Consider the following 12,939-nt stretch of genomic DNA (forward strand, 5'->3'; position numbering starts at 1 on the left):
GTGAACCCGTGACACCAGGCGCTCAGCGCTGGCGCGCCTTGAACCGCGGGTTGCTCTTGCAGATCACAAACACCTTGCCACGGCGGCGCACGACCTTGCAGTCGCGATGGCGGCTCTTGGCAGACTTGAGGGACGACAGCACTTTCATGGGACGCCTCGCAACGCAATACGGAACGGGAAACGCGGGATTCTACTTGAATATGCTCGGAAAATGGAAGCCCCGCGCGCACGGGTGTGGGTGGCCGGCACGCTGTCGGCGATTTCCTACAAACGATCACGGCGGATGACGATGGCTTGGCGGTTGCCGCGCGCCGAGCATGACCTGGCACGGTGGCTGCTGGCGCGGCCCGTGTGGACTGGGCTGTGGCGGCAGCGATCGCCAGGCCAGTCGCAGGCGCCAGTCAGCGGGAATGACCATGGACAGCGAACGATCATTGAACGAGGTCATGGCGGCGCTGCGCCGCCTGCAGGCGACACGCGCCAGTTGCACCGCGATCAGGCCGGTGTATGCGAAGCTCAGCGCCGAAGAGCTGGCGCAGCGCGCGCGCATCATCGACACCGTGGTGCGCACGCGCAATCTGCTGCACTCGTTGCAGACGCGCGACGACGAGCTCGAGGGCACGGTCTCGGCGGCGGCGCTGCGGCGGGCCGAGGCGGCGCTGCGCTGTTGGTGACTACCCTGTATGCGCCTAAAAGATGGCGTATGTATATTATGTCAAATACGATCAGCCGCCCAACGCTTGGCGATCGTTACCCCGATGGTTCGCCGCGGCCGGTACCCCGGGTCGACGACCCTCGCCCAGCGTCGTCGCCGGCATCACCTTGGCGCGGGCGCAACGTGCCCGCGGCGCGCCGCTGAACGCCTACAGCGCACCGAACCGGCGCGCCAGCGCGCTCTTCACGACCTGTGTCAGCGCCATGTACGCCGCGAGAATCGGCACGAGAAACAGCCAATACGCCCCCGGCAGCGGCCGGAAGCCGAATTCATCGGCGAGCGACGAGTACGGCAGCAGCGCGCCGACGACGCAGACCGCGATGCCGGTGACGGTCAGCGGCAGGCTGGCCCTGCTCTGCACGAACGGCAATTTGCCGGTACGGATCACATGCACGATGAGGGTCTGCGACAGCAGCGACTCGATGAACCAGCCTGTCTGGAACAGGTCCGCCTGCGCCGGCGTGTTGGCCTTGAGCACGAACCACAGCAGCGCAAACGTCGCATAGTCGAAGATCGAGCTCACCGGGCCGATGCACAGCACGAAGCGCGTGATCGAGCGCATGTCCCATTGCCGCGGCTGCGCGAGATACTCCTCGTCGACGGCATCACTGGCCACGGCCGTCTGCGAGAAGTCATACAGCAGGTTGTTGAGCAGGATCTGCACCGGTGCCATCGGCAGGAACGGCAGGATCAGGCTCGCGCCGAGCACGCTGAACATGTTGCCGAAGCTCGAACTGGCGGTCATCTTGATGTACTTGAGGATGTTGCCGAATACCTTGCGGCCTTCGAGCACGCCCTCTTCCAGCACGCGCAGGTTCTTGTCGAGCAGGATGATGTCGGCCGATTCCTTGGCGATGTCGACCGCGGTATCGACCGAGATGCCGACATCGGCGGCGCGCAGCGCGGGACCGTCGTTGATGCCATCGCCGAGGAAGCCGACCACGTGGCCGCCGCGGTGCAGCGCCTCCACCACGCGCACCTTCTGCTGCGGACTGAGCCGCGCGAACACCTGGGTGTCGCGCACCGCGGCGGTCAGCGCCTCGTCGCCGAGTTGGTCGATCTCGGGGCCGACCAGCAGGCGCTGCACGTCGAAACCGACCTGGCGGCACACGTTGCGCGTCACGGTGTCGTTGTCGCCGGTCAGCACCTTCACCGCGATGCCGTTCGCATGCAGCGCGGTGATCGCGTCGGCCACGCTGTCCTTGGGCGGATCGAGGAAGGCGAGAAATCCCATCAGCGTCAGCGCGGATTCGTCGGCGATCGAATAGGCGGCCTTGGCTGTGACCTCGCGGATGCCGACTGCGATGACGCGGAAGCCATCGTCGTTGAAGTCGCGCGCCACGTCACGCGCGTGGCTGGCGGCGTCGGCGTCGAATGGCGTATCGACGCCGGCGCGGTGCAGCCGCGTGCAGTTGTCGAGCAGTTCGGCCACCGCACCCTTGGCGATGAGGAAGTGCCGCCCGTGTGGATCGCGCACCACCACCGACATGCGTCGGCGCGAAAAATCGAACGGCACCTCGTCGACCAGCGTGTAGTGGCTCTGCAGGCGCTGGCAGGTGTCGGCGTCGGCGGCGCCGAGTACGGCCACGTCGAGCAGGTTCTTGAGGCCGGTCTGGTAGTGGCTGTTGAGCCAGGCGAATTCGAGCACGGCCGCATCGTCGTGGCCGGTGGTGTCGACGTGACGTTCGAGGATCACGCGGTCCTGGGTCAGCGTGCCGGTCTTGTCGGTGCACAGGACGTCGATCGCGCCGAAGTTCTGGATGGCATTGAGACGCTTGACGATGACGTCCTTCTTCGCCATCGCCAGCGCGCCCTTGGCGAGGTTGATGGTGACGATCATCGGCAGCATCTCGGGCGTCAGTCCCACTGCCACCGCAACGGCAAACATCAGTGCTTCGAGCCAATTGCCCTTGGCCACGCCATTGATGAGAAACACCAGCGGCACCATCACCGCCATGAACCGGATCATGAGCCAGGCAAAGCGCCGCACGCCCTTGTCGAAGCTGGTCGGCACGCGCTGCCCCACCAGCGATCCGGCGAGGGCGCCGAAGTAGCTGCGGGCGCCGGTACCGAGCAGGATGCCGCTGGCGCTGCCGCTGATCACGTCGCTGCCCATGAAGCACAGGTTGCGCGCCTCCAGCGGCGTGTTCGCCGCGCCATCGGCTTCGGCGAACTTCTCCACCGGCATCGATTCGCCGGTGAGCGCCGCCTGGTTGACGAACAGGTCCTTGGCCGCGAGCAGGCGCAGATCGGCCGGGATCATGTCGCCGGCCGACAGCTGCACGATGTCGCCGGGCACGAGTTGTTCGATCGGCACTTCGGTGCGCTGCGCCAGCGCTGCGGCATCGGCCGCGTCGGCACCTGGCTTGCGTCGCGCGCTGGCCGTGTTGCTGACCATGCGGCGCAGCTTCTCCACCGCCTTGCCGGTGCGCGATTCCTGATAGTGGGACAGGAATACCGACATCGACACCATCGCCATCATGATGATCGCGCCGACCAGGTCGTCGCTCAGCCACGACACGGCCGCGAGTACGCTCAGCAGCACGTTGATCGGATTGGTGACGAAACGCAGCGTGAGTTCGATCAGCAGCGGACGCTTGCGTTCCTGCGCGATGACGTTGGGGCCTGCTTCCTGCAGTCGTGCGGCGACTTCGCCCGGATCCAGGCCGCTGCCGTCGACACCCAGGCGCGCGAGCACGGCCGGTGCATCAAGGCGGGCGAACTCGAGCAGCGGCTGCGCGGTCGGCGCGGCAGGTGCCGTCGCCCCCAGACGCAACGTGACCGGTGTGCTCGCCGCAGCCGCGACGATGGCCCTGATCGGGAGCCTGGGCATGGACAGTCCTCGCTGCGACAGGGGCATGGACGCTGCCGCTTGATCCTCGATCCGGGTGCGCGCCGATGCGGCGGCGCAGCCCGCGCGGGGCCAGCGATGGCAGGTGGCAGCGCGACTTCGTCCAGGACGGTTGCGGTCGACGACGCCCGCTCGGTCGCCGGTCTGGCCAATGCCGTCACCGCCGCGCCTGCCGATTGTGCAAAGCGGTGCTTTCAGGCAGCTTTCCCGCCACCCAGCCGCGTGCTCACGGCATCGGCGAGCGCTGCCGGCAGCAGCGCCGTGATGGGCACGTACCAATGCCCGGCGCGCGCGAAGGCGGCGCATTTGACGGCGTCCTTCTCGGTCATGAGCACGGGCAGGTTGTCGCCGAAGTCGAGGTCGGCGGCGGCGAAGGCGTGGTGGTCGGCAAAGGCATGCTCGCAGACCTCGAGTCCCGCCGCGCGCAGGCTGGCGAAGAAGCGGGCCGGATCCCCGATCGCCGCGACGCCATGCACGCGCTGGCCGGCGAAGTCGGTTACTGGCCGCGGTGGCGCCGTGCCCGCCAACGGCACGGCCTGGCTGCCGACCAGTTGCATCCCGATCTCGCCAGCATGCGCTTGGTTGCCGTTGCAGACGCGGAAATCGACCTCGTGCAGGCGTGTCAGCGGCTCGCGCAAGGGACCGGCCGGCAACAGGCGCCCGTTGCCGAAGCGGCGCCGGCCGTCAATGACGCAGATCTCGATGTCGCGGGCCAGGGCCGGATGCTGCAGGCCATCGTCGGCGATCACCACGTCGGCGCCCTGCTCCAGCACGAGGCGCGCCGCCTCGGCCCGGTTGCGCCCTACCGCAACGGGCACGCCGCAGCGCCGGCGGATCAGGCAGGGCTCATCGCCGGCGAGCGTCGGCGACGTCGCATCGTCCACGCGCATCGCCACACGCGCGCTGCCGCCATAGCCGCGGCTCACCACGCCAGGTCGCCAGCCGCGCTCGCGCAGGGCCGCGACGAGCGCGATCACGAGCGGCGTCTTGCCGCTGCCGCCGACCACGAGGTTGCCGACCACGACCACGGGCACGCCGATGCGCGCAGGCCGGCGCAGACCGAGCGCGTACGGCAGTTGCCGCAGCGCCGCCAGCGCGCGGTACACCGGCACCAGCGCCGCCAGCCACCACGGCACGGCGGCCGACTCGTACCAGATGCGGTTGAGGCGCTGAGCCAGGTCCATGCTGTCGCTTGCTGCTCGCACGTGGTTCATTCCGGGCCGTCACGATACCCGAGACCCTGCCTGCGCAGGGCCTGCCGCAGCCGCGGCGCTGGCGGCAGGCCGCTCAATCGCTGGCCAGCGGCGCTGCACCGTTGTCGCGGAACTGCAACCGATGCAGCGCGGCATAGTGGCCCTGGCGGGCGATGAGCTCGCGGTGCGTGCCCTGCTCCACCACGCGCCCGGCGTCGAGCACGACGATGCGATCGGCGTGTTCGATCGTCGACAGCCGGTGCGCGATGACGAGTGTGGTGCGGTCGCGCATGAGACGCTGCAGCGCATCCTGGATCAGCCGTTCCGATTGGGTGTCGAGGGCGCTGGTCGCCTCGTCGAGAATGAGGATCGGTGCGTTCTTGAGCAGCGCACGCGCGATCGCAATGCGCTGACGCTGGCCGCCCGACAACAGCGCGCCACCTTCGCCGATGCGGCTGTCGATGCCCTCGGGCAGCGCGCGGATGAACTCCATCGCGTTGGCGGCCTCGGCCGCGGCGATGATGTCGGCCCTGCTGGCGCCGTCGAGCGCGCCATAGGCGATGTTGCGCGCGATCGTGGTATCGAACAGCGTGATGCCCTGCCCGACCCAGGCGATCTGCCGGCGCAGGCTTGCGAGCGTGTAGTGGGGCAACGGCACGCCATCGAGCAGGATCTGCCCGCTGCCGGGTTCGTGGAAGCGCGGGATGAGGCTGGCCAAGGTCGACTTGCCGCTGCCCGAGCGTCCCACCAGCGCCGTCACGCTGCCACGCGGGCAATCGATGCTGACCGCGTGCAGTGCCGCGCCGGACGCGCCCGGATAGACCATGCCGACCTCGCGCAGCGACAGGTCGCCGCGGCACTGCGTCAGTTCGATGTGGCCGGCGTCGGTTTCGGGAGCGCGATCGATCAGCGCGAAGATCTCGTCGGCTGCGGCCAACCCGCGCTGCAGGTTCGCCTGCACCGTGGTCAGGCGCTTGAGTGAAGGCAGGATGCCGCCCATCGCCATGATGAGGGCCGTGAAGGCGCCGGGGGTGAGCGTGCTCAACATGCCCGGTCGGGTGGCGAAGAACACGATGAGGGCGAGCGAGATCGCGGCGATGAGCTGCACCAGCGAACTGGCCAGGCCATTGGTGGCGGCAACCTTGACGCCAAGCACACGGGTCTGTTCCGACACCGCGTTGAAGCGTGCCGATTCGTAGGCCTGGCCGCCGTAGACCTTGACCTCGCGCTGCGCCGCGATGGTCTCCTCGACCACTCCACTGACGGTGCCCATCGAGGCCTGAATGCGCCGGCTGATGCGCCGGTAACGGCGCCCGACGTAGACCACGAGCGTGCCGACCAGCGGCACCATGACCAGCAACGTCAGGGTCAGCGGCACGCTCGCATTGAGCATGACCAGCACGTAGAAGATCACGCTGAGACCGTCGACGACGGCCACCTTGAGCGAGTCGGTGGATGCCTGCGCCACTTGCTCGGCCGTGTAGGTGATGCGCGCGATCTGGTGGCCCGACGGCTCGCTGGCGAAGAAGTCGCTCGGCAGGCGCAGGTACTGGTCGAACACCTGCTGGCGCAACTGCTGGACCACGCCTCGGCCGATGTAGGCCGTACCGTAGTCGGTGGTGTAGACGGCGATGCTGCGCACGAGGAAGATGGCCACGATCACGATCGGCATCCATAGGATCATGCGTGCATCGTGGGCCACGAACAGGTCGTCCAGCATCGGCTTGATCGACTGCGCGAACAGGCCCATGCAGGCCGCATCGACGATCATCGCCAGCACCACCAGCAGCGCCAGCACCCAGTAGCGGCGCGCGTATCCGAGCAGCCGCGCATACAGCGCCAGACCCGAACGCAGCGCGGCGCGCGGTGCGCTCACTTGGCCGCCGCGGCCGGCGTCTGCGTGGTGGCGATCGACAGGTGCGTGAAGCCGAGCTGGGCCAGCGCATCCATCGCCGTCACCACCGCCTGGTGCGGCGTCAGGGCATCGGCGCGCAGGATCACGGGGCGGGCGCGATTGTCGCCGCCAAAGCGTTCGATGCTCTCCTTGAGTGAATCCAGCCCGGGATTGAGCACCTCGTTGCTGTCGATGTAGTAGCGCCCGTCGCGGTCGATCAGGATCACGAAGGCTTCGCGCGCGACGTCGCTGTCGTGGGTGTCGGCCTGTGGCAACGTGACCTGCATGCGCGAGTGCTGCACGAAGGTCGTGGTCAGCACGAAGAACATGAGCAGTGTCAGCAGCACGTCGATCAGCGAGATCACGTTGATCTCGAAGTCGTCCTCGCGGCGCCCCGCTGCAATGCGCATGGGCGGCCTCAGGCCTTGGCTGCGGCGGGTCGCGCGGCCACGCGCGGCGCCGCAACCGGCGCCGCGGCAGTGCTCTCGCCGGCCACGGTCAGCTCGTCGGTGAGCAGGAACACCTGACGTTCCATCTCGACCACGAGATCCTGCACGCGGCCACGGAAGTAGCGGTGGAAGGCGTAGGCCGGGATCGCCACGCACAGGCCGGCCGCGGTACACACCAGCGCCTCGCCGATGCCGCCGGCCATCTTCATCGGATCGCCCACGCCGCTGACCATGACCGCGAGGAACATGCGGATCAGGCCGAACACGGTGCCGAGCAGGCCCAGCAGCGGCGACACCAGCGCGATCGTGCCGAGGGTGTTGAGAAAGCGCTCGAGGCGGTGCACCACATGGCGGCCGGTATCCTCGATGCGTTCCTTGATCACCTCGCGCGGCCGGTTGCGCACGGTCAGCGCCGCGGCCAGCAGTTCGCCCAGCGGCGAGTTGGCGCGCAGCGCTTCCAGATGGCCGGGATCGAGCGCGCGCGAGCGCGCCCATTGCCGCACCTCGTCGCCGAGCCCGGCCGGCACGATCGCCTTGCGGCGCAGGGTCCAGAAGCGCTCGAGGATGATCGCCAGCGCGATCGCCGAGCAGAACAGGATCGGCAGCATGGCCCAGCCGCCGGCAATCAGGAGTTCAAGCACGCCACACCCTTGTCCAATCGATCGGTCATCGCCGCGCCGATGGCGCGCCGACCGCAGCGATGATACCAGTGCCGTCGGCGCAATCAGCCCCTGCCGCGTGGCGACCCCGGCACGGTTCACTCGCGCCAGTAGCGGCGCTGCCGCTCGCGCTCGCGCCGCGTGATCCGCGGCGGCCCGGCACCGGCCAGCGCCAGCGTGATGGCGCCATCCTGCGCGGTGTTGGACAGGCTGACGCCAGCGGCGGCATAGCGCGCCAGCGTGCGCGGTGAGGGATGGTGGAAGCGGTTGCGCCAACCAGCCGATACCAACCCCAGCCGCGGTGCGAGCGCGGCGAGGAAGGCGGCGCTCGATGATCCGGCGCTGCCATGATGCGGCACCACGAGGGCCAGCGCCGGGCCTTCGCCGACCCGTGGCGCGATGCCGGCCTCGGCGCCCGCGCCGATGTCACCGGGCAGCAGCAGGCGCCCGCCGCTGGCGGTGACGAGCAGTACGCAGGAGCGGTCGTTGCTGCTGGCGGCGGCCGGTTCGTCCGCACTCGGACCGAGCATGCGGAACTCGACCCCATCCCAGTTCCAGCCCTGCCCCGCCCGGCACGGCTGGGCCGCGACCTCGCCGCGATCGGGTTCGCCGGCCAGCACCTGCGGCGGCGCGAATGCGCGCACGACAGCCGGCGCGCCGCCGGCATGATCGTTGTCGCCGTGGCTGACGATGAGCAGGTCGAGGTTGCGCACGCCCAGTGCGTGCAGACTTGGCAGCACGGCCGCCTCGCCCAGATCAAAGCCCGACGCAAAACGCGCCCCGCTGTCGTAGAGCAATGTGTGGCGCTGGGTGCGCACGATGACCGCCAGGCCTTGGCCGACATCGAGCACGACCGCCTCGAAGCCGCCGGGCGGTGGCGTGGGGCGTACCGGCAGCAGCAGCGGCAGGAACAGCAGCAGGCCCAGTGCGCGTGCCGGCACGCCGCGCGGCAGGAACAGCCAGGCCGCGCCGAGCATCGCCAGCAGCAGCGCCCATGGTGCCGGCGCCGGCAGATAGCCATGCGCCGCCGGCCAGGTGGCGGCCCATTCGAGCAGACGCCACTGCTGGTGCGAGAACCAGGCAGCCAGCAGCAGCGGTGGCGTGGCCAGTGCCGGCACCAGCAGCAAGGCCAGCGTGCCGGCCAGGCACAGCGGCACGATGACGAAGCTCACCAGCGGCACCGCGATGAGGTTGGACAGCGCGCCGACCAGCGACGCCTCGCCGAAGAACCAGATGCCGAGCGGCAACAGCGCCACCGTCATCACGATCTGACCGCTCGACAGTTCGTGCAGGAAGCCCAGCAGCGAACGCGGCCCGCGCACGATGCAGAGCATGAGGAAAGCAACGCCGACGAAGGACAGCCAGAAACCGGGCGCCAGCGTCGCCAGCGGATCGGCGACCAGGATCGCCAGCATGGCCAGTGCCAGCGTGTGCGCGCCGCTGGCGTTGCGGCGCAGGAGGCGGGTGAGCGCGAACACGCCGATCATGAGTAGCGTGCGCAAGGTCGGCAGGCTGCCGCCGGCGAGCACGCCGTAGGCGGTTGCGCTGGCCAGCGTCGCCAGCGCCTGCACCTGTGGCAACGCCACGCGCAGGCCCAGCGGCGGGTGCAGCAGCCAGGCCAGCCACGCCAGCGCCGCGCCGAACAGGCCGGCCACGCCGACATGAAAGCCCGAGATGGCGATCAGATGCGGGATGCCGTTGATGCGGGCGACGCGCCAGTCCTCGTTGTCGAGCCCACGGGTGTCGCCGATCGCGAATGCCTGCAGCAGCGCGGCATCGTGCGCATCCGGGACGCGTGCCGCGATGTCGCCGGCCAAGCGTTCGCGCAGCGCATCGACGCACCAGGCGCGCTGGCCAAGTGCCGCGTTGACAGCGTCATCGCGCACGTAACCGACCGCGACGACGCCGCGCTCGAGCGCCTGTCGTTCGCTGTCGTAACCGCCCGGGTTGACGAGGCCGCGTGGGCGCTTGAGGCGCAGGCGCAGGCGCCAGCGACTGCAGGCGCGCAGCTGCGCCGGGACCTCGTCGTACCACGACAGCCGCAGCAGGCCAGCGAGCGGCACGCGGCGTCCGTCGCGTTCGGCCTGCTCCACGCGCAGCGCAAAGCGCGTGGCATCCTCGCGCCGCAACGGCAGGCCCTCGACCTGCCCCACCACGACGAAGTCGTGCCCTTCCTCGGCGCGCGGCAGGCGCGCGTCGAGGGCCAGGTCGGCGCGCAGCGCACACCAGGCAAAGCCGAGCAGACACAGCCCGAGCAGACGTGCGCGCGGCAACCACAGCAACGGCACCGCGATCGCGCCGAGCACCAGGTCGAGCCAGCGTGGCGGCAACTGTGGCAGGGCATGCACCGCAAGCACGCCGGCAACCGCAGCCAAGGCGCCGGCGGCGCCGAGCAGCGGCAGCGCGCGGGGACTGGCTGGCGGCTTCCTGCCCATGGCCGTGGTTCACCCGCTGGCGCGTGTCACATCGTGCAGCGAGCCGCCGCGCAGTTCGACCACGCGATCGGCGCGGGCGGCAAGTTTGGCGTCGTGGGTGACCAGCACCAGCGCGGTGCCGATTTCTTGCTTGAGCTCGAGCATGAGCTCGTAGACCTGCGCCGCGTTGCCCTCGTCGAGATTGCCGGTGGGTTCGTCGCCGAGCAGGCAGGCCGGGCGCGTGACGAGGGCGCGCGCCACCGCGCAGCGTTGACGCTCGCCGCCCGACAGCTCGCCGGGCTTGTGTTCGAGCCGCGCACCGAGTCCCACGCGCTGCAGCAATGCCGCAGCCTGCGCGCTCGCCGTCGCGATCGCGCTGCCGCGGATCAGCAGCGGCATGCAGACGTTCTCCAGGGCGGTGAACTCGGGCAGGAGGTGATGGAACTGGTAGACGAAACCGAGGGCGCGGTTGCGCAGCTCGCCGCGCGCGCGATCGGACAGCCGCGACATGGTCTGGCCAGTGACGCTGACCTCGCCGGCGCTGGGGGTGTCGAGGCCGCCGAGGATGTGTAGCAGCGTGCTCTTGCCCGATCCCGAGGCGCCGATGATGGCAAGCGATTCACCCCGGTGGACGACGAGATTGACCTCGCGCAGCACTTCGGTGCGCAGCTTGCCTTCCTCGTAGGTCCTGGCCACGCCGGTGGCGCGCAGCACGACCTCGGCGGCGGCGACCTGCGGCGCCGTGCGCGCGGTGGCGGTGGCCGCGGTCGTGGTCATGGCGCCGCCCCTGCGCAGCGGCCCCATGCGCGAGCGACGCGCTGGCGCCTGGCGCGGGCCTGGCTTCGCGGCCATCGCGGCGTGATGGTCGATGCCTGTTCGTGCATGACAGCGAGCTTCACTGGCCGCCTCCCGGTCTCTGCTTACTCATACCGCAAGGCCGCGGCCGGCTGCGTGCGCGCGGCGCGCCGCGCCGGATACAGCGTGGCGAGGGCGCAGAACACGAAGGCCGTCACCGTGATCCAGGCCACGTCGCCCCAGTGCAGGTCACTCGGCAGCTCGCTGATGTAGTACACGTCGGGCGACAGGAAGGTGACGTGGAAGGTCTGCTCGATCCACTGCACGAGCGAACTGAGGTTGAGCGCGAGCAGCACCCCGAACAGCACGCCGAGCGCGATGCCGAGCGTACCGACGAGGATGCCCTGCACCATGAAGGTCGCCATCACGCTGCGTGGGCTCTGGCCCAGCGTGCGCAGGATCGCGATGTCGGCCTGCTTGTCCTGCACCAGCATCACGAGCGTCGAGACGAGGTTGAACGCGGCCACCGCCACGATCAGCGACAGGATCAGGAACATCACCTTCTTCTCCATCGCCACGGCCTTGAAGAAATTGCTGTGGCCCTGCATCCAGTCGCTGACGCGGTAATAGTTGCTGCCGAGGTTGGCACTCAGTTCGCGGCCGATGTCGCGCGCCACCGCGTAGGCGCGGAACATGTCGTCGAGCTTGAGGCGGATCCCGGTCGGGCCGTCGAGGCGATACAGCACCTGCGCGTCATGCATCTGCATGAGCGCGAGGCCCGAGTCGTATTCCTGCATGCCGACCGCGAACAGGCCGACCACGCGCATGCGCTTGCTGCGCGGCAGCGCGCCGATCGGCGTGACGCTGAAACTTGGCGTGTACACCACGACCCAATCGCCGATGCCGACGCCGAGTGTCTGGGCCAATTCCTGCCCCAGCACGATGCCGAAGCCGCCTTCGACGAGATCATCGAGTTTGCCGGCCACCATGTGGCTGCCGACATCCGACACCTGCTGCTCGAGGGCGGGCTCGATGCCGCGCACCAAGGCCCCGCTCGAGCGGGTGCCCTGGATCAGCGCCTGTCCTTCCACATAGGGCGCTGCGCCAACCACGTGCGGATTGCGCCTGGCGATCGCGATCGCGCCGGGCCAGTCGCGCACCGAGCTGTCGACGCCCTCGATCGTGGCATGCGCGACCATGCCGAGGATGCGCTGCTTGAGTTCGCCGTCGAAGCCGTTCATCACCGAGATCACGGTGATCAGCGCCGTCACGCCGACTGCGATGCCGAGCACCGACACGAACGAGATGAACGATATGAAGTGATTGCGGCGCTTGGCGCGCGTGTAACGCAGGCCGATGAACACTTCCAGTGGGCGGAACATGCGGCGGCGATCCTCAGCGCGCATTGGCTCGCGCGCACGGCGGGGCAGACAGGCCGACGTACGCGCGATGCGACGACGGCGGCGCAGAGTGCCGCATGCGCGCGGGCGCGGCAAGTCGGCCACCGGCGCGGCGTGATGTAGGAAGATCGCGCATGCCGTATTGTCTGCCTGCCGATCCGCCCATATTGACTCGTCCATGAATGACTCCAGCGGCCTCACCCCCGTCCTGCGCGATGCCCTGACCCGCGCGCTCGCCCAGGTCAACCAGGTCGTGCTGGGCAAGCCACGCGAAGTCAGGCTCGCCTTCGTCTGCCTGCTCGCCGGCGGGCACCTGCTGATCGAGGACATTCCCGGCGTGGGCAAGACCACGCTCGCTCATGCGCTGGCGGCAACGCTCGGCCTGAGCTTCCAGCGCATCCAGTTCACCTCCGACCTGCTGCCGGCCGACATCATCGGCGTGGGCATCTACGAGCGCGAAAACAAGCGCTTCGAATTCCATCGCGGTCCCTTGTTCACCCAACTGTTGCTGGGGTTCAGCCGAGATACGTGTAAAAATGCCCCACGAACCTATAATAGTTCTTTCAATG

The 12,939-nt window shown here is 69.0% G+C and carries 10 protein-coding genes and 1 pseudogene; 2 read left to right on the top strand and 9 right to left on the bottom strand.

Annotated features, from left to right (window positions below):
* Positions 1-22: 22 nt before the first annotated feature.
* Positions 23-148, bottom strand: coding sequence for a type B 50S ribosomal protein L36 (ykgO, locus tag KF903_RS02840; protein ID WP_029213509.1), 126 nt, complete (start codon positions 146-148; stop codon positions 23-25).
* Positions 149-416: 268 nt separating this feature from the next.
* On the opposite strand from ykgO, the gene KF903_RS02845 reads away from it, so the two are divergent.
* The gene (locus KF903_RS02845) at positions 417-674 is read left to right on the top strand and encodes a hypothetical protein (RefSeq protein WP_291210749.1); all 258 of its coding nucleotides are present in this window, start codon (positions 417-419) and stop codon (positions 672-674) included.
* 189 nt (positions 675-863) lie between these two features.
* Here KF903_RS02845 and mgtA read toward each other — a convergent pair whose 3' ends face one another.
* The 8 genes from mgtA to KF903_RS02885 all read right to left on the bottom strand — a co-directional run bounded on the left by mgtA (position 864) and on the right by KF903_RS02885 (position 12,352).
* A complete protein-coding gene (gene mgtA, locus KF903_RS02850) occupies positions 864-3,548 on the bottom strand; it encodes a magnesium-translocating P-type ATPase (RefSeq protein WP_291210751.1) in 2,685 nt (894 codons plus the stop codon).
* 212 nt (positions 3,549-3,760) lie between these two features.
* On the bottom strand, positions 3,761-4,750 hold the full coding sequence (lpxK, locus tag KF903_RS02855; protein ID WP_291210752.1) for a tetraacyldisaccharide 4'-kinase: 990 nt from the start codon (positions 4,748-4,750) through the stop codon (positions 3,761-3,763).
* Between the two features lie 103 nt (positions 4,751-4,853).
* Complete coding sequence (gene msbA / locus KF903_RS02860; protein ID WP_291210754.1) at positions 4,854-6,635, bottom strand: lipid A export permease/ATP-binding protein MsbA; 1,782 nt, start codon at positions 6,633-6,635, stop codon at positions 4,854-4,856.
* A complete protein-coding gene (locus KF903_RS02865; RefSeq protein ID WP_291210757.1) occupies positions 6,632-7,063 on the bottom strand; it encodes a biopolymer transporter ExbD in 432 nt (143 codons plus the stop codon). Before KF903_RS02865 ends, msbA begins: the two co-directional genes overlap by 4 nt.
* A gap of 8 nt (positions 7,064-7,071) precedes the next feature.
* Entirely contained in the window at positions 7,072-7,743 is a 672-nt protein-coding gene (locus KF903_RS02870; protein WP_291210759.1) for a MotA/TolQ/ExbB proton channel family protein, read from the bottom strand.
* A gap of 116 nt (positions 7,744-7,859) precedes the next feature.
* A complete protein-coding gene (locus KF903_RS02875) occupies positions 7,860-10,196 on the bottom strand; it encodes a DNA internalization-related competence protein ComEC/Rec2 (protein WP_291210760.1) in 2,337 nt (778 codons plus the stop codon).
* 9 nt (positions 10,197-10,205) lie between these two features.
* A complete protein-coding gene (gene lolD / locus KF903_RS02880; RefSeq protein WP_291210762.1) occupies positions 10,206-10,952 on the bottom strand; it encodes a lipoprotein-releasing ABC transporter ATP-binding protein LolD in 747 nt (248 codons plus the stop codon).
* Positions 10,953-11,095: 143 nt separating this feature from the next.
* Positions 11,096-12,352, bottom strand: coding sequence for a lipoprotein-releasing ABC transporter permease subunit (locus KF903_RS02885; protein WP_291210764.1), 1,257 nt, complete (start codon positions 12,350-12,352; stop codon positions 11,096-11,098).
* Between the two features lie 196 nt (positions 12,353-12,548).
* Here KF903_RS02885 and KF903_RS02890 point away from each other — a divergent pair.
* Positions 12,549-12,929: pseudogene (locus KF903_RS02890) on the top strand (AAA family ATPase); the annotation flags it as partial.
* Between the last annotated feature and the right edge of the window lie 10 nt (positions 12,930-12,939).

Origin of the sequence: Dokdonella sp. (assembly GCF_019634845.1) — a bacterium.
Taxonomy (GTDB): domain Bacteria; phylum Pseudomonadota; class Gammaproteobacteria; order Xanthomonadales; family Rhodanobacteraceae; genus Dokdonella_A.

Coding starts and splice junctions, on each gene's coding strand:
- ykgO (WP_029213509.1), bottom strand. CDS start 148: ATGAAAGTGCTGTCGTCCCTCAAGTCTGCCAAGAGCCGCCATCGCGAC.
- KF903_RS02845 (WP_291210749.1), top strand. CDS start 417: ATGGACAGCGAACGATCATTGAACGAGGTCATGGCGGCGCTGCGCCGC.
- mgtA (WP_291210751.1), bottom strand. CDS start 3,548: ATGCCCAGGCTCCCGATCAGGGCCATCGTCGCGGCTGCGGCGAGCACA.
- lpxK (WP_291210752.1), bottom strand. CDS start 4,750: ATGGACCTGGCTCAGCGCCTCAACCGCATCTGGTACGAGTCGGCCGCC.
- KF903_RS02865 (WP_291210757.1), bottom strand. CDS start 7,063: ATGCGCATTGCAGCGGGGCGCCGCGAGGACGACTTCGAGATCAACGTG.
- KF903_RS02875 (WP_291210760.1), bottom strand. CDS start 10,196: ATGGGCAGGAAGCCGCCAGCCAGTCCCCGCGCGCTGCCGCTGCTCGGC.
- lolD (WP_291210762.1), bottom strand. CDS start 10,952: ATGACCACGACCGCGGCCACCGCCACCGCGCGCACGGCGCCGCAGGTC.
- KF903_RS02885 (WP_291210764.1), bottom strand. CDS start 12,352: ATGTTCCGCCCACTGGAAGTGTTCATCGGCCTGCGTTACACGCGCGCC.